The sequence below is a fragment of the Alkalicoccobacillus plakortidis genome (assembly GCF_023703085.1).
GTDB lineage: Bacteria > Bacillota > Bacilli > Bacillales > Bacillaceae_D > Alkalicoccobacillus > Alkalicoccobacillus plakortidis.
On the sequence record NZ_JAMQJY010000001.1, the window covers coordinates 1,965,092 to 1,984,672 of the forward strand.

Below are 19,581 nucleotides of genomic sequence, written 5' to 3' on the forward strand. Positions count from 1 at the left end.
AAAATTTGTTCCTAACTCTATTAGCAATTCATCCACTGGTAAGTAAATGGTTACTTTAAGCTGGTAATAAGCTTCATTGTGTGATGCCTAGAGTATTATTACGTTACGGGATTACTCACAGGTATTCACTTGTTCACCAAAGAGTTGCGATACTCAGTCGATACGTGCTTGAGAGAGTTACCTTCGAACAGTTCACCTCGCTTACCCAAACGATAAGCTAAAATTTCGCAGAATTTTCCCAATTCATGACCGTATATACATACTACCTAAATCTGTATGTATTTTCAAGTATTTAGGCATTAAAAAAGGAGGACCAAAATGGCCCTCCAATCCTCAACTCCCCATCAACTTCGCCGACACAACATCAAAGTAATCAAGTTTCGACAGTCGCTTCTGATCTCCAACCACAATAAGATTCTTCTTTGCTCTAGTAATAGCTACGTTAATTAAATTCGGTTTCTGCACGATCCAATTAGCAGCTCCTAGTTTGTTTCGATCTGTTCCTATTACAAATATGACTGTATCAGCTTCTTTTCCTTGGAAAGTGTGAACAGTCCCGACATGGTTGTAGATCCAGAGGTTAATCTCTTTGGTTATGCGGCCAGTTGATTCACCATACTTTTTGTTATTTCTTTTAATTTTCCTTATTAATTCATCTTTTACTGCTTTAAATGGGGTTATGATGTATAAGCTCGGAAGCGGATCTTCAATACTAACTACAGCAAATGCCTCATCAACCAGTTTTAAAACTGCCTTTCCTTCTTCAGGAACATAATTACTCCCATTTGTTTTGCCTATCACATCAATCCATCTACTTTTATCTGAACTTTTTACATTCGCTAGTACCATTTTATTTCTATACGCTATTTCATTCGCCATTGTAAACATCGGGTCTGCACACCGTCTGTGCACCCATAGTGGGATCCCAATCCACTTTTTATCAATATAGGTACCTATTGAATTAGCAGAGTCGGCCACAGATTGCACGGAACTTTCCATAGATAAATAGTGTTCGTTTACACCAAAATAGTGTGCAATATCTCTTATTAATGTTTCTGGCATGGTGATAACTGGTTCAATTTGCAAGGGATCGCCTACCGCAACCACATGTTTTGACCTGTACAACAACCCAACTGCCGCTTGTGGTAAAGCTTGTCCGGCCTCATCGATATAGGAATAGCCTATTTCCTCCGCATCGATATATTTAAACATATTCGAGACAGACGCAAATGTAGTAGAAATGACAGGTACCACTAGAAATAAAGTCTGCCAAGCAGCCTTCAGAAATTCTCGGTCTTCTTCAAAGTCACAATTGTATTTGTTATCATTAAAGAAAACATTTAAGTTACTCATCACTTGGTACTTCGACAAATACAAAAAGACTTTGTGTACTTTCATGGATTGAAGAAACAACTTTGATCGTAAATGATTTAATTCAGGAGAGAGCCACGGAACTTGTTTTTGCCTCGTTTCATAATTCCCTTCCCAATAATCTTCGTCAGGAATGGTCACGCCATCAGTTAAAAGGTTGTTAAAAATCTGGTTCATGTATGCAGCACTTTGCTTCAGCTTTTCCACTTGTTGCTGAAGCTCTTTGTCTTTTGCCTCATTAACCGAGAGTTCCTCTTTTTTTCTAAATCGCTCTTTTTTGATCTCGTACAACTGAGTTTTGTGCTCATCCGCTTCCTTTTTTTGCTGGCGCTTTTTAGAACTTGCCCACCAAAATACTGATGGCGAGATTAAAGATATTAGCTCCTCTATATCGTTCTGCTTGTTTTCTAAATCAGCAATATCAACTTGAAGCTTTTTGATTAAATGCTCATTTTCTTTCTGATCTTCAAGCAACTCTTGTAGCTGCCTTTTAGTTTTATTCCAGTCTGGAAGCAATCGTGCAGCTTCTTTTAATTCCTCACGCTTTTTCTCGATTTTATCTTCGAGGTCTCTCATCTCCCTTTTGGTTTTATCCCAATCATCAAGGGAATAGGAAAGATCGTTATTCCAAAAATAATTATCTATCGTTTGATGCTCCTTACTATATCGAAACTGCTGATAGAAATCTTGCCTACGTTTTGAACTACCAAGAGGCGCAGAAAACAGTCCCCACGAAGCTGGCTCACCAACACCAGTATCCTCTTTTCCCATAACAGCATCTGCTAATCTTGGAAAATAATCTAGCTCTTCAGCCCATTTAACCAAGGTTTGCTCTTTTTCATTGCCATCTTCTTCGCGCATCACCTGACTTCTTTCCGGAAGCTCTTTCGATATATTTTCGACCGCATTATTATTTTGAAGAAGAGACAACCATGCCGTACTTCGCGATCGATTCATGTGGTCTAAACCCTTTTCGACTCTCTGTTTCAGATTTTATTGGTTTAAATGCATCATATGGTTTCTTAAAGGCTGACATCGCCTTCGCTCTATTATAAATATTCGCTGCAAACAAATCCTTTAGTAGAGTTGTTTTCCCTGTTCCCGGTGGTCCATTCACGGAATGCAGAAACTGTTCATCATGTAAAATCACATTCACGGCTACCTGTTGCATGGTTGTCAGGAGATGATGATCAGGAGAAGGCCAACGAACAGGAGAAATATACTTTGGATCTAACCACTTTGTTAGAAGCACGCGATTTTCATCAATATCCGTTTTAACATCAGTCCCCTTAACATATTGCTTTAGTGCGCCTTTCCCAAGACCATTTGATAGAACCTTCTCTATATCTTTGGAATAGAAACTATTCATAAAATACGGCATCTCATTTTTCTTTAATTTCTTCACAACACACTCAAACAGATAGCCCTTTTGCTTATTAACAATCAACGATTCAGGATAGTTCATACTTTGAATAAGCGTCTCTAGCATATACTGGATCACATCCAAAGAAATGCTACCCTTACCAAAATTCTCATTAAAAACAATCTGTAGATCATTGTGCATATTCTGAAACGTTGTATGGTACGAATCATATAAATTTTGAGACTTCCCCAACTCCCCCAAAATACCACTAATATAAGGAATCTGAAGAGAACCACGTTCATAACTTCCATCAGCACCAACTTTGATCAAAGCTAAAAACGTCTTCTCATTTGTATATTGATGAAACTCTTCTTGAGACCGAAACGCATCTCGAATAAACTCCATCATGCTTTTTAAAGGAGTCAATCCAATAAAAACATAATAACCCTCACCTTTATCTTCTTGCTTTTCTTCCCAAGGAAGCTTACTCAAACCCTCTCTTTGAATATGCCTCATCGAAGAATCTTTATCATCAATTGTCGGCATTTGTAAAAGCTCAGTTAACCACCATGCTCGTAGAATATTCTTACTCTTTTTCTCCATTTTCGCCACCGCCTCTATCAGAAAAATCTTTCTATTAGTGTAACAATAATTGGGAGTTAGGTCAGGTAATGTCTCAAATCGCGACAAAAAAAGTCCAAAATGTATACATAATGAAACATCCTTTAAATGAAATACAAAAAAGACTCCGGAAAACCGGAGTCTTTAGAGTAGGATGAGATTATCCAAGAAGTTGAAGTACAGATTGTGGTGCTTGGTTAGCTTGAGCAAGCATAGCTTGAGAAGCTTGAGAAAGAATGTTGTTTTTAGTGAAGTTCATGATTTCTTTAGCCATATCTACGTCGCGAACACGTGATTCAGCTGCTTGTAAGTTTTCAGAAGTATTATCTAGGTTAGAAATTGTGTGCTCAAGACGGTTCTGTACAGCACCTAATTTAGAACGTTCAGATGAAACTGTTTCAATAGCATTGTTAATTGTAGTGATAGCTGAAGTAGCTTTGTCACCATCAGTAACATCTAGAGCATTCCCATCAGCATTTCTTAATGATAGAGCTTCAGCACGCATGTCATTGATACCAACTTTGATATTTTGACCACTGTTTGCTCCAATCTGGAAAGAAAGAGAATCTCCAAGATCTGTTTGAGCAGCTTCAGCTTTTTTGAAGCTGATTGTTACACTTTCACCAACTGCCATGTCAGCAAGTTTTGCGATATCAACAGTATTACCAGTACCATTAACACCTGAAATTGTTGATGCATCATCACTTAAAGTGATAGTGGAACCATCTGGTACAGTAACTGTAAACTCATCACCAGCATTCGTTGGTGCAGTAGCCGCTTTGTCATTACGTGTAATAGTAATTGTTCCAGTATAAGTTAAATCATTCGCTGCAGGAACAGTTAAGTCAATATCAGCTTTACTATTATTTTGAATTGAGTAACTTCCATCAGTTGCAGGTTTTAGTCCTTCTTTTTCACCATTTAGAAGTTTTTGATTGTTAAACTCAGTAGAGTTAGCAATACGATCAATTTCTTCTGTTAGTTGGTTTAACTCTTTTTGAATTTCATTACGATCTACTTCAGTGTTTGTATCATTTGAAGATTGAGTTGCTAGTTCACGCATACGTTGAAGAATGTTATGAGTCTCAGTAAGAGCTCCTTCAGCCGTTTGAATTAAAGAAATACCATCTTGCGCATTACGAGAAGCTTGATCCAAACCACGTACTTGAGCACGCATTTTTTCAGAGATTGCAAGACCAGCAGCGTCATCCCCTGCACGGTTGATGCGAAGACCTGAAGAAAGTTTTTCTTGAGATTTTGCACCTGCTGTTTGGTTTGCGCCAAGTTGACGGTGTGCGTTCATTGCAGATAGATTGTGGTTAATAATCATTTGTTATTTCCTCCTTGAGTTTGACCCGTTACACGTCCTTGTGTTGGGTTGTTGTTTTGGTTTTGAACGGCCATTGTTGGCGTGTTCTTTGTTTATATCGGAGGTGTTTGAAGGATGTTTAGCTTATTTTCAATTTTTTTGAGATTTTTTTCAATTAAATTGATAACCCACTGTCCTCTCCTCGCCAGTATCCATGTCCTTCACTTTGTATTGGTTCCTCTCTATCTCATCCTGCCCCACAATGACCACAGATCGCACCTTCTGTTTATTCGCTTTATCTAGTGCTTTGCCTAATTTTTTGCCACCTAGTTCGCACTCGACTCGATAGCCTTGTTGTCTTAGATTTCTTGCTAGCTTCAGTGATTCTTTCTCAGTCTTTAATGGGATAATGTAGTAATCTAGTTCAGCTGATCCTTCTAATAGGTCCTGCATAGCGACTGAAATGACATCGAGTCCAAATGAAATTCCGACGGTTGCAATGCTTTCACCCGATCCTACCAGTCCTCCTATCGCATTGTCATATCGTCCGCCACTTCCAATACTTGATTTGATAGAGCTGTCATTTAGAAACATTTCATAGATCGTACCTGTGTATATTTCCAAACCTCGAGCAAGCAATGGATTGAAAAGACATTGATCATTCAGACCTAAGTATTCAAGATAGGTTTGCAACTCCTCTATTTCAGCTAGACCTTGTTTGATATTGTTATTCTGAGTAGCGTATCTTTCGAAAAATGCCCTACTATACGCTTCTAGAAAGCTCACAATTTGTTCTATTGAAGGAACTCCTATCTCCTGAAGCTCCCCACGTATAGCGTCCACCCCTACCTTTTCCAACTTATCAATCGTTAGAATCACCTTATTCATCAAGTCTTCTGGCACTTCAAACACTTCAAGCATGCCTACCAGGAGCTTGCGATTGTTATATTGAATCACAACATCCAAACCCAACTTCTTAAAGGCATCGACCGCCATCATCATTAGCTCCGCTTCGGCCATTTGCGTCTTCACTCCCACAATGTCGACGTCACATTGGGTGAATTCTCGTAGTCTGCCTTTTTTAATTGGACCGTCTCGAAAGACCTTGCCGATCTCATAGCGTTTGAATGGAAGTCCAATGGTTGGGTTTATAGCTATGACTTTTGCAAAAGGAATCGTTAAGTCATACCGCAAAGCTAGATCCCGCTCTCCCCTGTCCGTCAGCGTGTACTTTTCATTTAGAATCTCTGCGCCTCCTGCATATTTTGAGGCCATGAGAGAGGTGTAATTTAGAATTGGTGTCTCTAGTGGTTTACAGCCGTACTCTGTAAATGTTCCTTCCAATACACGTTGAATCTTCCTTCTAATGATCTGCTCCTCCGGCATAAAATCCTGTGTTCCTTTGACGTTTTGATAACTCATTTTCTTCATGTTAGCTTCCTCCAATGGTTTTAGAATACAAAAAAACCGCATTACTTAAGTAAGTTCACTTAAATCAATGCGGTTCATGAGAAATAGTCTTCCTATGTTCGATTTTTTAAAGAGATCGAATTAGCAAGACTAGCTCGTATGATGATGTAGTTGTTTGGTTAAATAAATCATAAAATGCACCTCTGTGAGTGGTTAGATCTTATCTTATAGGAAAAAGAAGGGAAAGACAAGATTCATATTATGCCTTCTTCGCCATAGGAGGCTTACCCAACACTTCTTTATCAAACCTCTCCGGAATTAGCTCCTTATACATCAAGACGCCAAGATCTCCGTTATCATTTTCATGCGTGAAGTATTCTTTGTAGCCTTTGCGCTTGTACATGTCGAGTAGCCACGGGTGCTTGCGGCCTGATGTGCCGAGTACGTAGGCGGGTACCTTAAAGGTATCGCGTAAGAGCGTGTTTTCTACGTACTCCATCAGCTTGTTCCCAACCCCTTGTCCACTTAAATCGGGAGCGGTTGCGAACCACCAGACAAATGGGTAGCCTGATACAGGGGTTGTGCTCTCCCAAGGGAAACGGATGGTAATCGTTGATACTAAGCGACCGTCCCGTTCTAGAACAACTGCTGTTGATTTTTCTATATTTTCAGTGACCATCTCAAGTGTCGCTCTTGTAGATGGCCAATCGATGCCCATGTCGGCAAGTGGTTTGAACGCGGTTGAGAGCAGCTCTAAAAATCCTGGTGCGTCGTCTTTTGTTGCGATGCGGAAAATGTCGTTGGTCATCTCTATAGTTCCTCCACTTTCAATGATAAATACTGTTCTATTCACATTGATATCCTACCACTGAACCTAAGGAATTCCTACTAATGAATCTCAATGTGGAAGAACTTTCTATAGGGTGTCCTATCTTAAAAAAAGCAATCATGCTTAGATTATTGAACATATTCTTTTACCACTTTTCTATTGTAAAATTTTATGTAAGGAATTCACATTATTTATGTCGATAAAAAGGTAGATTGTCTTTTATTAGATGAGAAAGGGAGAGGTCAAACAATGAATCGATTAAATAGTTTAGTTAATGTAGCGAAGGATATACAAACCGTTTTCGGAGAGGAGATTCTGATTGCGATTACAGATCGTGAGAAGTTCCTCTGCTTTCTACCAAGTAGTAAAATTGATTTAGATATTCCAGTTGGAAGCCCCCTTGCTAAGGATGACCCAAATGCTAAAAAGGTTTTTGCCTGGAGAATATACGGCAGAGAAATTGTCAAAAGAGGTATACGGTGTCCCCGTTTTTGTGAGGGCGTTTCCCATTAAAGATGACATGGGTAAGGTAATTGGACAGTTTGCTGCCGTAAGATCTCTCGAATCTGAGAGACAATTAGACGAGTATATGCAACAGATTGGTGGAATTATTGGTGGTTTACAAGATGCGGCACAAGACGTTTCAAGTCATTCACAGCAGCTAGCAGCTTCTAGTGAGGAAATATCTCATCAATCAACTCAATCCTTGGAACTTACTGGTCAAACTGTAGAATCAACAGTTGAGATTACTAATATTCAGCGTCAAACAAATATTCTTGGCTTAAATGCTTCCATAGAAGCTGCCAGAGCCGGAGCAGCTTGGTCCTGGCTTTTCCGTAGTGGCTGAGGAGGTTCGAAAACTATCAAGCGAAACAACAAAGACGACAAGTAAAATCAATGATTCATTAGGAAATATTAAAACACATATAGAGGCACTCGTCACAAATGTAGAGCAAATTAAAAGGTCCTCTTCTGAACAAGCCAACTTAGTGACAGATTTCAGTCAGTTAATTAATGATCTTGAAAAAGTAAGCTCCGATATGAAATCATACTTTGATAAAGTTAGTTCCAATTCATAGCATGAAAACACCTCCAATTTTCTTGATTGGAGGTGTTTTTGTGTAGTAAGATTTTGCACTTTTTAATTTGCTTAACTCTTCATCTCGACTGTTTTCCCGCGCATTTTCCAAATTCCCGCGCACCACACTCCGTTTCCCGCGCATTCCTCAAATCCACACTAGCCCTTCACTGCACCCTGCGTCATGCCCTGAACAATCTGCTTTTCCATTAACAAATAGAACATGATCGTCGGCACGAGTACAATCGTTAAGGCAGCCATTTGAGCTGTGTAGTTTGTTGAGTGTTGACCGGCGAAGTTCGCGAGGCCAAGTGGCAGCGTGCGCAAAGCGTCGTCGTTGATTAATACTAGAGCAAAGCTGAATTCGTTCCAGTTGTTGATAAAATTAATGATGATGGCTGTGGCCAGGACTGGGCGAGTCATTGGGAGGATGATCGACCAGAAGATGCGGAAGACACCTGCTCCGTCCATGACAGCTGATTCTTCAATTTCTTTAGGGAATGATTTCATGAAGCTGGTTAGCAAAAAGATTGTAATGGATAGATTAAATGCAATGTATGGAAAAATAAGCGCAAGATGCGTGTCAATCAGGTTTATTTTCTGCATGAGTATAAACATGGGTACAAGTGTCGCATGAATTGGCACGAGCAACCCTAGGATAAAAAAGGCGTATAGTACTTTCTGTCCTCTAAACTTGAATCGAGCTAGAAAATAGGAGGCAAGCGCTCCAAATAATACGGTTAAGAGTACAGCGGCCACTCCAACAAATACACTATTAAAGAAGTAGGTGTTGATGTTGGCGGTGAACCACGCTTCGATATAGTTGGTCCAGACCCATTCAGTTGGTAGGCCAAATGGATTTAAGGCAAAATCCTGTCCTGATTTGAATGAATTCATGATCATCCAGACAATAGGGTAAGCATTCACAATCGCAAAGCCAATAAGGATGATATAGATAAGCGTTCTGCGTGCCACTTTTTTTAATCTAGCCGTCTTTTCATTGATTATCTTTTTTGGTGCCGTTTCTACTTGCATGATGCTAACCTCCTTTGGTTACACTGGCTTTCTATTGCCACGCTTTTTAAGTAGTAGATTGGCTAAGATGATCATGACGATACTGAACACAAAAATCAGCACAGATATCGCACTTCCATATCCATATCGCAACCCTTGGAAGGTTTCTGTGTACATATATGTAGCCATTACTTCGGTTGAGTTCGCTGGTCCTCCACCTGTCATAACGTAAATTAAGTCAAAGGTCTTTAAGCTGCCACTAATGCAAAGGATCACAGCAATCATAATAACTCCCCAAATGGACGGCAGGGTGACATAACGAGTTTTTTGCCATTCTGTTGCTCCATCTAGTTCCGCTGCTTCTAAAATATCTTTCGGAACGGTTTGCAAGGCTGATAAAAAAATAATGAAATAGAGGCCAACAAACTGCCAGATAATCACTGCAGCGATCGCGTACATGGCATAGTCTGGATTCCCGAGCCAGTTTTGGGCGAGAGCACTTAAACCGAGATTATCGAGAAGATTATTTAGTAGTCCTTGTTCGACGTTAAAAATCAATCGCCACGTTAGGGAAATGACAACAGTGGAGATGACCACCGGCAAGAAGGCAATGGTACGAAAGAACTTTGCTCCTCTGATTTTCTGATTTAGTAACAAAGCGAGCGCAAGTGCAATTGGAATTTGGCCAAATACAGATGCTGCCACTACAATGAGATTGTTCCGAACGGATAGCCAGAATACTGAATCATTTAAGATGGCTTGGAAATTTGCGATCCCCACAAATTGCATGGCAGAGAATCCATTCCAAGACATAAAGGAATAATAGAATGAGATAAATATCGGAATAATACTGAAAATACAATAGATAAGCAATGCCGGGATCACGCCTAGTGCGATTTTCCAAGGGCTTTTTAATAGATGCACAAGCTTACACATCCTCCACTTCATATTTGAAAGCGTTTACTATATGCATTGTAATTGTATTTAACACGCACAAAAATCCCAAAAGCTACGATTATATCTGTTTTTTTCGTGTATCATATGTAGCATTTAAACGGCGATAGTGAGTAGGAGTCAAACCAAGCTTTTTCTTAAAGACTTGCACAAAATACTTATATTCCTTATAGCCAACAAACTCAGCTATTTCAAAGACTTTATTCGATGTATTAAGCAAGAGCTCTGATGCCTTTTGAATACGCAACCCATTTAGATACTCAGAAAAGCTTTTGCCTGTCTCTTGTTTAAAAAGCATACTGAAATAATTTGGCGTTATAAAATGCTGCTCTGCCACCTCAGATGCGCGCAAATCCTGTTGATAGTTTTTATGCATATATCGTTTGATGTTCTCGATAACCCAATGATTTTGCTCAGAGTCTTCCACTTCATTAATAAACTGCATGATATCACCCACAAATAGGTCTTCAATGGTTGTAAAGGTGTTCTCCATACTAAGATCCACTCCACTTTGCAGCCGGAGAGGCACTTCATCAAATTGTTTATTGGGCAGTCGCTCTCGTAGCTTTCGTTTCAATGTTCGTTCAAGTTCTTGACAGACGTGAACAGATTGACGAAGGGAATAGTTGTTTTCCTTTAGCATGGATAGCGTCTCGATGATACATGATTTTGCCTTGTCTTTGTCCTGCATTAACACGGCTTCTACCAAACACACTTCCGCTTCTTTGGGATATTGATGTACCAATAACATCTTTTCCGTCACGTTTTTAACAAGACCCATTAATTCATCCACATCAACTGGTTTCAGCAAATAGTCTTCAACACCTAACCGAATGGCTTGTCTTGCATACTCAAAGTCATCATATCCACTAATGATGATCATTTTTGTGTCAGGATGTTGTTGAACGATACACTCTGCTAATTCAAGACCATCCATCTCTGGCATGGAGATATCCGTTAAGATGATATCTATGTGGTTTTTCTCTATTTTTTGCAGAGCTTGCTTTCCATTAAAAGCTACACCAACTACCTCAACGCCAATACTTTGCCAATCAATTGTCTGTGCAAGTCCTTGGCAAATAACCGGTTCATCATCAACAATAAGCATCTTCATGTTCATACTTTTTCTCCCTTCTTTACTCCATAACGAATACGGACTTGAATGTGAGTACCATGAATTGACTGGAGGGCTTTAAGACCACACTCTTCCCCAAACGTGTTCACTAATCGCTCATGAATGTTCCGCAATGCATATCCATTGCCTTGCTTGGTTCGATTGGTGTAATGATTGATTAAAGACATCAGCACTGACTGGTAAGCCTTCACCATTATCAATCACATCAATGAGCACAAACTCATCTTGTCGATAGGCTCGAATGGAAATGGAATTGGTTTGTTCCAACTCCGCGAACCCATGCTGGAGACTATTTTCAACTAAAGGCTGAAGCAGTAACTTTAGAATGTGACACTGTTCTATTCCTGCTTCCATTCGTACAGAAAAAGTCAGCATTCCTGCTAACCGCCGCTTTTGTAACTCCAAGTAGCTTTGTACATACGTCATCTCATCCTTAAGCGAAATCCATAGCTTGCCTTGACTTAAACTAATGCGGAATAAACGCGACAGATCCTCTATACTTTTGCCTGTCTCCTTTGCATTCTCCATCCGCGCTGTCCACCGAATCATGTCTAGTGTATTGTAAAGAAAATGGGGGTTGATTTGGCTTTGTAGCGCTTTCAATTCTGATTCTTTATTTTGAATTTCAAGCTTATACTTGGTCTCTATTAAATGTTGAATTTGTACAACAGCTTTATTAAAACGCGATCCGAGCTGCCCAATTTCATCACGAGAGCGAACTTTCACCTGCGCTGTGAAATCCCCATCTTCAAGTCGCCTCGTCTCACGAGTCAATTCAGTAACAGGTTTGATAATTGTAAGCATAAATCCAACGAATGCAATTAGACCTATCAGTCCTGCCACGATCATAATCACTTGCATCGTTTTGCGAATCCCACCAAATTCATTTAATAGATATTCCTCACTGACTGTGGAAACGAGGTATAGATCTCTCCCCTCAATCTTTCGTGTAACCGCATAATAAGCTTCTTCATTTTCTTCATACTCAAAGAGCTCTGACTCCTCCTGTACATGTTGGACTACAAGATCATTTGGATAAAGTTTTCCCACAAGCTGTTTATCTTGATGAGAAAGAACACGACCATCCTTTTGTAGCAAGACCATCTCATCATTCGGATTCAAGTATCCATTTGTCATATATGAAAATAGCTCTTGCTCATCTAGACGAATTCGTACTTGACCAATCGGTTCTGTAATATCATATAAATTATTAATGACTCGAAAAAGCGAGATCATCTGATAATCCTCTGGAACCCAGCCTCCACGCTCCATTTGGTAAGGATCGGTCCAGGTCATTCGACCATGTGCAGCTTGTGCCTCCTCTTCCCAAACTGCTTCATCCCCACTAATTCGTTCTCCTAAGTGAAGATCCGTACCATTTATTCCCTCAATTTGTGCCGAGTGCACATAGCTTTTGTTATTTAAATGAAAGGTGAAGAACCCACGAATGTGATCTTGGATTCGTTGCATCTCCTCTGGATCACTGCTCTCATCGTCTATAGGTAACGTCATATATTGCCGAAATTCTTCACTGAAGATGATGTAACTTGATAGCTCCTCAATCGCATGCATAGCCTCTAGTAGATTGTTCTCAATATGACGTAGATTTTGTTCGTTTCTCTCAATGACCTGCCTCTCTAAAATCGTATTTGATTGGTAATACACAAGCAAACTAATCGTGAGTGCGGGAATAAAGATCAATGATAATAAAATGAGGAATGACTTCCATCGTAAGCTCCAATCATGAAAATGAATCCACTTTTTCATATAACGACAGTCCTTTGAAAGAAGTAGTGAAAAAAAGCAGCGCAATTCTATGAAAGAATGCCCTGCTCTTTTTATCTACTATAGCATCATTGTGTATTTACAGCATTTTGGATATTTTGTGCTGCTTCTTCAGGGGTCGAACGACCAATCGTAATCGCTTGAAGCTCATTTTGAAGAACGTTATTCACAGCTTGAGGTAATACGGCATCATACACTGGTGCTGGAGGAGATTGTTGTGATAGCTCTAGCATATCAAGGAATAATGGCTCAAGATCTGCATCTTCAGGCATATCTACTTCAGCCGCTACCACTCGATTCACACCAATTAATTCTTGATAGAAATCCTCGCTAAACATCCATTGTAAAAAGGTTTCTGCTGCCTCTCGTTTTTCACCTTCTAAGTCAGCATTCAAAGACCACGCATTTCCATATACCGTTGAAATCGTTGGCGTGTCTCCTAAAGGGAATGGTGCGATTCCTACATTCATATCATCAGGCTTATTAGTCAAAATACTAATCGCTCCCCAGTTTCCATCTATCACCATCGCGGAGCGCTCTTGTAAGAAGTACTCAATCATTTGATTATCATCAATCGTATTCAAATCTTCATTAAATGCGCCAATATCTACTAACTCATCAATGACACCAAGCGCCTCAACAAAGTCCGGATCCGTAAAGGCACGTTCCCCTTCTAGAACCTGAGGAATGAAGTCATTACCTGTAAAACGATCAGCAATTGTCGAGATATAAACGGACTGAAGCACCCACGAAGCCGAGTTCCCTAAAGCAATGGGAGTCGTATCCTCTTCATTAATATCCTCAATCAATTCTTTAAATTCATCATACGTTTGTGGAAACTCCTCATAGCCTAACTCATCCAGCATATCAACGTTATAATAGACAAAGCTCGTCGGATTCTGCACAGACGGTATTGCATACGTTTCCCCATCAAATGAAAAGTCAGCGATCGCATCTTCATTTAATAGACCATTATCTGTCCAATTATCTAAAATATTATTAATTGAGCCAACTGCGCCACCATCTACAAGCGGCTCAAGCTCAGTTCCCGGCCACACCTGAAAAATATCCGGTAGCTGACCACCTGCTGCCTGTGTATTCAAGCGTGTCCGATAATCCGCATGAGGTGTTGTCTCTATATTTAACTCAATGTCATCATGCTCTTCATTAAATTGCTCCACCCGGTCCATCGTCAGCTTAAAATCATCCCGATCCGGATTTGCAGACGCCCAAAAACTCAGCTCTACTACTCCATCACCATTTGACCCGCCCGCTTCTTCTGAATTGCCACCACATGCAGCCAGTAGAGCTGACATACTCAAAACAGCACCAGTATACATATATCTCCTCAAACTAAATCCCCCCTTTAATGAAATCGCTTTCAAAATCATTATGACAGATTCTCCTATTATAAAAAGACTAAAAAGTTACTATTATATCTGATATTTTAAGGAGTGTTGGTTGGGGGTCCCCCCTTGTGAAGTGGAAGGACCAATCTAAAATAGAAAACAACCACCTCTATAGATGGTTGCATCATCCTTTACGGAACATGGCTACCGATTTTTTGAGCGTCGGGCAGGTGTTTTTGAGCATTCTTCAAGTTTTTGAGCACTGGGTTATGATTTTTGAGCACTATGCTGTTTTTTCCGCGCACTGTCACATCATCCCGGTTCTCCTCCGTCCCTATACCTCCCCCAACTCATCCACAAATGCAGGCTTCCTATTATACTCCGCAATTAGCTCGTCCCTGACTTGAGCTGCTTCTTCTGCTCCGCCTAATTTCTCTAAGTTGCGAATGAGTTTTACGACGGATCTGTATTGCTTTCTATTGTTTGCTATATAAGCATTTTCTCTAATGAATTCTTGGTACAGTGTCTTGACTTGCTCTGGATAGTGATCCAGGAGGTGCGGGTAATGGAACGCAACTAGTGATGGGTTTGCTTGTACATGCTGCATCAGTCGCACGAGGTCATTTTCTTCTATTAGAATATCCGTATAAATTCTTTTCCCCTCGAGCTGTTGGATTAGTTGCTCGTATTTGACTGGCCATTCGTCATCTGAATATAGGGATTTTAGTTTATTATAAAATTCAATATCACCATTTAATACAAGCTCCGTCCCGAGTTTTTGAAGCTCTTCTGTTTCCCCCAATGCTTGATAGGCTTTAAAGCGGTAGGTTTTCCACTTGGTGACTAATCCAGGCGCTCGCTCTTGGCTGTGTTGGGTTTCTCCTTGCTTGGCTACCTCGATTACTTTTTGATAATTTTCTTCTTCTAAGGCTTCATCTAGTATCAATTCGCGAATGTCTGGTAGGTGAATGTGCTGTTCCAGAAATGCCTGGGCTTTCTCATGCTCCCCGAACCGCCGCATCATCTGATATCGGTTGACGGTTAGCTGCTGTATTAGGTACCTTTCGCTCCAATCATCCTCACTATTTGACTCGAGTAGCTTCGTGACTTCTAATTCCAAGCGATTTCGCTGCTTAGTAGTTGTGGTCAGTAGTGCCGAGATCTCGATCAACTCAACTTGCCAGTCCGACCACTCTGAATACCTACTTTTCTTTGATTCTTGCAATAATCTCTGAGCGATCTGTTCCTCCTCTGGTAGACCACTCACATCGTCTATGCCATCAAACAATCGCTGAAAATTAGCCCGCATGATGTAACCAATTTCGCCGTACGAATCATCTGCAAACTGAATCGCATCAATCATTTCCCCAATGACACACAAGTAAAGTTCCAGTGCATTCAGATAAAATCCTTCCGCCCACTTTTTAGCCGCAAGCTCAGATACACGTTCGGCTCCTCCAATCGCAGCCGCCACTTTGCCCCTCGGGATAAAACCTCCACGCTCTTGATATTGCTTCAGCACTTTTTTAATCAATGCACGACTTTTCTTCACATCAAATTGTCCACTTTGATTCTCCAATAAAAAGTTCAACTCTTGCTCAACCAACTCCGAACGTTCAGCAAGTATACATAACCACTCAACTAAATGTTCCTTACTTTGGTTTTTTAGCTTTTTTTCTAATGACATGTGAGGGTTCCCTCCTGTTTTTTGAGCAAATTCATATATATCCAGTATGATCTAACTTTTAGAAATTTAGTAGACCGATAGTTACATCGTCAAACAACAAAAACAGCACTCCTTATCTCAATCCAATAAGTGATGCTGGTTTTAACTCGATATTCGTTTTAATAATTTTTTTATTTTGAAATTCATACATATAAAACTTACAAACGCAAAAGTCATTTGTGAAAGGATCGTCGCGATAAAAAATTTGCGCCTGGAATAACTTATGGAGAAATATGTCTTAAGAAGTCCCTCTTCCCTCAGCCTCACCACATGTAATCCTACCCCAAAAACGTAAGAAGAAAGAATGATAAAAGCCCAGAAAAAATACAATTTCAATACTTCTTGAATGTAAGATCCGTTTAATATTAAAAAGATCGTTGGCAACAAAGTCGACCAAACATCTCCTTTAAAATAATCTTCAAGTTCAACATATAGTACACATGAATGACCGCCACCAACATTCCCCCTTACACTAAGATATTCAGAAACTAACGATATTTTGCCATAGTGAACCTTTTTTTCCTATATCTTATAATAAAAAACTCACCTCTGCAGATGGTTTCTTAGTAATGCTCTTTTTGAGCATCTCAACAATTTTTTTGAGCCAAAGTCTTGTATTCCTCAAATCCTAATTGCATCAAAGTCCTGTGCATCGTCTCCCCTCAAACCACAAAAAACCATCCTAATCACAATGATTAGGATGATTTCTTTAGGTAATTGTCACTCCGCAAGCGTCAACTGCCACGACACACCAAATCGATCATTGACCCAACCAAACTTCTTGCTGAAGCCGTAGTTATCAATTGGCATAAGGGCTTTGCCGTCTTTCAAAAGTTCGCTATAAAGATGGTCTATTTCTTCTTCTGTGTCGCATGTTAGATAGATTGAGAATGAGGGGGTGAATTCGAATTCGTGAGTGACGTAACTGTCGATACACATGAAGTCTTGTCCTTTTAATGAGAAGAGGGCTTGAATAACGGTGCCTTCTGGTCCGGGTCCTTCTGCGCCGTATCGCGATATGCTTTTGATTTCAGAGTCCTCAATTAAGCTTGTATAAAATGTCATTGCTTCTTCGGCTATTCCGTTTTGGAACATGAGAAATGGGGTTACGTTTTTCATAAGGATCGTCCCTTTCTATAGGAAATCATTTTTGGACTGTGTTGCGCTTACTTCTCATTATAACAAAGGGGTTGATTGTCGATGGAGAACAGAGTAACGCCTTTGTTTGATTGTGATTATGATCGGCTTTTAGCAAAAAAACTGATCCTCACTGAATCAGTTGGCCGCTAAGCTAAATGCAAAGAACTTTGTTCCCCCACTCTGCTTAGCTTTGAGTACTTTTTGACCATTCTCATGTCATGTCAGACTTATGACTCACTTTTAAGACCAAGTCTTAATAATCCTTATCAATTACTTCCTCATTCGTTATACTTTTCATGGAAGTACCCTCACAAAATATTACATTTAAATACAAGATTCTACAAAATTCACTTTACATGAAATGCATGCAAGGAGTTGAGATCTATCTTTTACTATCGCTTGAACTTTAAGAATGGGGTTAGCTACTATTTTAAATCAACAACCTATCTTGAAAGTCCACATAGAATCATTCAATACGCTGTCACTGGTGGCTTTATGCACAAAAATGACAAATCACTAGTGTTCACAGCACGAAGAGTTCGCTCGGACCAAGTCATTGAGCCAGTCAATCTCGTATAGAAGTTAATCTGCAGAAGTCCTTAATGAGGGTACTTCTGTTCTGTGTTATTCCTACTTTTTTCGATAGACCACACGTGTGCCACAAATCATGTCATGCAACGCTTTTTTATCTTCAGTAAATCCAGCCATGATAAAACCAATGTAGAAGATGATTCCGGAAAGAATCGTAGCAAAAAAACGACCAATCGAACGGCCAATACCTATTTTCTCGTGATGTATGGACAGTACCTGTATGCCTACAATCAATTTACCTGGAGTTCCTTTGTATTTACTTGCCGTTAAATATATGATGAAAACAACGGAATAAATAAACGTAAATGTATTTGCTGATGTTGAGTTGTCGATGTCTCCTGGTGGATCCTGAAAAATATACGATAAAATAAGTCCAACTATCGCAACAATAAAACCATCGATTAATGTTGCTACAAACCTAATCCAAAATCCAGCCGGTTTATAATCCATTATTACCCATTCCTTTACTATTTCATTGCTTTCATTTTACAGTAAAGTTATGAAGTTTTTATAAAAATATGTTTTATTTTAGGGAGTTTTCTTTATGCCTTAGCTAGTACCCATAGAAGAGGTTGCCGTTGCATACCAAGAACTTGCAGACTTAGCCGTGGAGCTAAGAGATGAGATTTAGAGATTTAAGGTGGAAGAATGTTATTATGTAAAACAATGCGCACACACTCCCAACCAGTTTTCGCGCATCTCTTTTTTTGAGCACTGCTCTTTGGTTTTTGAGCATTCTCACTATTTTTGAGCACCGTACTCGATTTTCCGCGCACCACTACTCAATTTTTGAGCATTTTCAGTATTTTTGAGCATATCCATCAAATATTTGAGCGCATCTACCATATTTTTGAGCCCTCTCATCTATAGATAGTCAGCACTCCCAATAGTCACTAATAAAAAAATAGCGCACCAGGACTCCTCCCAAGTGCGCTATCTTTTATTTTTTTGCAGCCTGAATAGTTGTGACAAAATTTTTGGCATGGTCCGTTATGGCATCCCAGTTATTGTCCTCTACCCATTCATTTTTAAATAATGATCCGCCGGCACCTACTGCAATGGCACCTGCTTTAATAAATTCTTCTACGTTATCAATGGAGACTCCACCAGTAGGCATAATGGAAATATGATTAAGTGGGCCTTTAAAGCCTTTGATAAATTTGCTTCCTACTGCGTCTGCTGGGAAAAACTTTACGATATCCGCTCCCCAAGTAACTGCCTGTAATGCCTCAGTTGGTGTAAAGACACCCGGGATGACTACTCTGCCGTAGCGATTAGCTACTTCGATTGTTTCTTTGTCGAGTGCTGGGGCAAATAAGAAGGAAGCTCCTGCTTGTACGGCTAAAAGTCCTGCTCCGGCATCTAGTACGGTACCTGCGCCAACAGCTGCCTTGCCTTTATATTTTTTTGATTCTGATTTGATTAAATCCAATGCGTCTTCTGAATCCATTGTGATTTCCATTACCCGGACTCCACCGTCATACAATGAGCTAATTAGTGCTGGCACTTTATCTGCGGGAATGCCTCTAATGACTGCAACCAGACCTGTTTCTTTTATCCATTGAAGCGTCTCTAATCTTTCAATCATCTAACCACGTCCTTTTTCTTACTGAAGTCAATCACTTGCTGTCTCTCAGGTAGTCCTTCAATATCACCTTGAATCGTAATGACTCTGGCTCCGACTACGTTTCCTCTTAAAACAGCCTGCTCAAGGCTTATTCCATCTAATAGACCGCTAAGCAATCCTGCTGCAAATCCGTCTCCAGCACCGATTGGATCAACGATATGGTCGACTTTTACACACTCGACAAACCCTGAATTAGAGCCATCTAAGAAATATGTACCATCTGCACCATTTTTGATGACTGCCTGGTTGACCCCCATCTTTTGCAGAGTCATAAGATAA

Annotated in this window: 17 protein-coding genes; 2 read left to right on the forward strand and 15 right to left on the reverse strand. The window is 39.9% G+C overall.

What is annotated here, in order from left to right:
- Nucleotides 1-333 precede the first annotated feature (333 nt).
- The 5 genes from NDM98_RS10450 to NDM98_RS10470 form a co-directional block, all read right to left on the reverse strand.
- On the reverse strand, nucleotides 334-2,328 hold the full coding sequence (locus NDM98_RS10450) for a DEAD/DEAH box helicase (protein WP_251607199.1): 1,995 nt from the start codon (nucleotides 2,326-2,328) through the stop codon (nucleotides 334-336).
- Nucleotides 2,282-3,337, reverse strand: coding sequence for a hypothetical protein (locus tag NDM98_RS10455; RefSeq protein WP_251607201.1), 1,056 nt, complete (start codon nucleotides 3,335-3,337; stop codon nucleotides 2,282-2,284). The genes NDM98_RS10450 and NDM98_RS10455 overlap by 47 nt, the downstream gene beginning before the upstream one ends.
- Nucleotides 3,338-3,515: 178 nt before the next feature.
- Nucleotides 3,516-4,685 carry a flagellar hook-associated protein FlgL gene (flgL, locus tag NDM98_RS10460; protein WP_251607202.1) on the reverse strand — a complete coding sequence of 390 codons (1,170 nt, stop codon included), beginning with the start codon at nucleotides 4,683-4,685 and terminating at the stop codon, nucleotides 3,516-3,518.
- Between the two features lie 150 nt (nucleotides 4,686-4,835).
- Nucleotides 4,836-6,095, reverse strand: a complete 1,260-nt coding sequence (locus NDM98_RS10465; RefSeq protein ID WP_251607204.1) for a histidine--tRNA ligase — start codon at nucleotides 6,093-6,095, stop codon at nucleotides 4,836-4,838.
- A gap of 238 nt (nucleotides 6,096-6,333) precedes the next feature.
- A complete protein-coding gene (locus tag NDM98_RS10470; protein ID WP_251609080.1) occupies nucleotides 6,334-6,882 on the reverse strand; it encodes a GNAT family N-acetyltransferase in 549 nt (182 codons plus the stop codon).
- 439 nt (nucleotides 6,883-7,321) lie between these two features.
- Here NDM98_RS10470 and NDM98_RS23485 point away from each other — a divergent pair, with 439 nt between their 5' ends.
- Nucleotides 7,322-7,750, forward strand: a complete 429-nt coding sequence (locus tag NDM98_RS23485; RefSeq protein ID WP_285803910.1) for a methyl-accepting chemotaxis protein — start codon at nucleotides 7,322-7,324, stop codon at nucleotides 7,748-7,750.
- Nucleotides 7,743-7,982, forward strand: a complete 240-nt coding sequence (locus NDM98_RS10480; protein ID WP_308807704.1) for a chemotaxis protein — start codon at nucleotides 7,743-7,745, stop codon at nucleotides 7,980-7,982. Before NDM98_RS23485 ends, NDM98_RS10480 begins: the two co-directional genes overlap by 8 nt.
- Nucleotides 7,983-8,140: 158 nt before the next feature.
- Here the strand turns inward: NDM98_RS10480 and NDM98_RS10485 are convergent, their stop codons facing one another.
- The 10 genes from NDM98_RS10485 to NDM98_RS10530 all read right to left on the reverse strand — a co-directional run bounded on the left by NDM98_RS10485 (nucleotide 8,141) and on the right by NDM98_RS10530 (nucleotide 19,574).
- Nucleotides 8,141-9,016: a carbohydrate ABC transporter permease gene (locus NDM98_RS10485; protein WP_251607206.1), complete on the reverse strand. Its 876-nt coding sequence runs from the start codon at nucleotides 9,014-9,016 to the stop codon at nucleotides 8,141-8,143.
- 18 nt (nucleotides 9,017-9,034) lie between these two features.
- The gene (locus NDM98_RS10490; protein WP_251607208.1) at nucleotides 9,035-9,919 is read right to left on the reverse strand and encodes a carbohydrate ABC transporter permease; all 885 of its coding nucleotides are present in this window, start codon (nucleotides 9,917-9,919) and stop codon (nucleotides 9,035-9,037) included.
- A 91-nt stretch (nucleotides 9,920-10,010) separates the two neighbouring features.
- Nucleotides 10,011-11,069 carry a response regulator transcription factor gene (locus tag NDM98_RS10495; protein WP_251607210.1) on the reverse strand — a complete coding sequence of 353 codons (1,059 nt, stop codon included), beginning with the start codon at nucleotides 11,067-11,069 and terminating at the stop codon, nucleotides 10,011-10,013.
- Between the two features lie 111 nt (nucleotides 11,070-11,180).
- On the reverse strand, nucleotides 11,181-12,851 hold the full coding sequence (locus NDM98_RS10500; protein WP_251607212.1) for a cache domain-containing sensor histidine kinase: 1,671 nt from the start codon (nucleotides 12,849-12,851) through the stop codon (nucleotides 11,181-11,183).
- Nucleotides 12,852-12,937: 86 nt separating this feature from the next.
- Complete coding sequence (locus tag NDM98_RS10505) at nucleotides 12,938-14,221, reverse strand: extracellular solute-binding protein (RefSeq protein ID WP_251607214.1); 1,284 nt, start codon at nucleotides 14,219-14,221, stop codon at nucleotides 12,938-12,940.
- Nucleotides 14,222-14,552: 331 nt separating this feature from the next.
- Nucleotides 14,553-15,905: a hypothetical protein gene (locus tag NDM98_RS10510; protein WP_251607215.1), complete on the reverse strand. Its 1,353-nt coding sequence runs from the start codon at nucleotides 15,903-15,905 to the stop codon at nucleotides 14,553-14,555.
- A 759-nt stretch (nucleotides 15,906-16,664) separates the two neighbouring features.
- Nucleotides 16,665-17,063: a VOC family protein gene (locus NDM98_RS10515; RefSeq protein ID WP_251607217.1), complete on the reverse strand. Its 399-nt coding sequence runs from the start codon at nucleotides 17,061-17,063 to the stop codon at nucleotides 16,665-16,667.
- 651 nt (nucleotides 17,064-17,714) lie between these two features.
- Nucleotides 17,715-18,125, reverse strand: coding sequence for an RDD family protein (locus NDM98_RS10520; protein WP_251607219.1), 411 nt, complete (start codon nucleotides 18,123-18,125; stop codon nucleotides 17,715-17,717).
- A 490-nt stretch (nucleotides 18,126-18,615) separates the two neighbouring features.
- Nucleotides 18,616-19,263: a bifunctional 4-hydroxy-2-oxoglutarate aldolase/2-dehydro-3-deoxy-phosphogluconate aldolase gene (locus NDM98_RS10525; protein ID WP_251607221.1), complete on the reverse strand. Its 648-nt coding sequence runs from the start codon at nucleotides 19,261-19,263 to the stop codon at nucleotides 18,616-18,618.
- Nucleotides 19,260-19,574, reverse strand: a complete 315-nt coding sequence (locus tag NDM98_RS10530) for a carbohydrate kinase family protein (protein WP_251607223.1) — start codon at nucleotides 19,572-19,574, stop codon at nucleotides 19,260-19,262. The genes NDM98_RS10525 and NDM98_RS10530 overlap by 4 nt, the downstream gene beginning before the upstream one ends.
- Nucleotides 19,575-19,581 lie beyond the last annotated feature (7 nt).

Coding starts and splice junctions, on each gene's coding strand:
- NDM98_RS10500 (WP_251607212.1), bottom strand. CDS start 12,851: ATGAAAAAGTGGATTCATTTTCATGATTGGAGCTTACGATGGAAGTCA.
- NDM98_RS23485 (WP_285803910.1), top strand. CDS start 7,322: ATGCTAAAAAGGTTTTTGCCTGGAGAATATACGGCAGAGAAATTGTCA.
- flgL (WP_251607202.1), bottom strand. CDS start 4,685: ATGATTATTAACCACAATCTATCTGCAATGAACGCACACCGTCAACTT.
- NDM98_RS10525 (WP_251607221.1), bottom strand. CDS start 19,263: ATGATTGAAAGATTAGAGACGCTTCAATGGATAAAAGAAACAGGTCTG.
- NDM98_RS10515 (WP_251607217.1), bottom strand. CDS start 17,063: ATGAAAAACGTAACCCCATTTCTCATGTTCCAAAACGGAATAGCCGAA.
- NDM98_RS10455 (WP_251607201.1), bottom strand. CDS start 3,337: ATGGAGAAAAAGAGTAAGAATATTCTACGAGCATGGTGGTTAACTGAG.
- NDM98_RS10520 (WP_251607219.1), bottom strand. CDS start 18,125: ATGGATTATAAACCGGCTGGATTTTGGATTAGGTTTGTAGCAACATTA.
- NDM98_RS10485 (WP_251607206.1), bottom strand. CDS start 9,016: ATGCAAGTAGAAACGGCACCAAAAAAGATAATCAATGAAAAGACGGCT.
- NDM98_RS10450 (WP_251607199.1), bottom strand. CDS start 2,328: ATGAATCGATCGCGAAGTACGGCATGGTTGTCTCTTCTTCAAAATAAT.
- NDM98_RS10510 (WP_251607215.1), bottom strand. CDS start 15,905: ATGTCATTAGAAAAAAAGCTAAAAAACCAAAGTAAGGAACATTTAGTT.
- NDM98_RS10470 (WP_251609080.1), bottom strand. CDS start 6,882: ATGACCAACGACATTTTCCGCATCGCAACAAAAGACGACGCACCAGGA.
- NDM98_RS10465 (WP_251607204.1), bottom strand. CDS start 6,095: ATGAAGAAAATGAGTTATCAAAACGTCAAAGGAACACAGGATTTTATG.
- NDM98_RS10495 (WP_251607210.1), bottom strand. CDS start 11,069: ATGAACATGAAGATGCTTATTGTTGATGATGAACCGGTTATTTGCCAA.
- NDM98_RS10530 (WP_251607223.1), bottom strand. CDS start 19,574: ATGACTCTGCAAAAGATGGGGGTCAACCAGGCAGTCATCAAAAATGGT.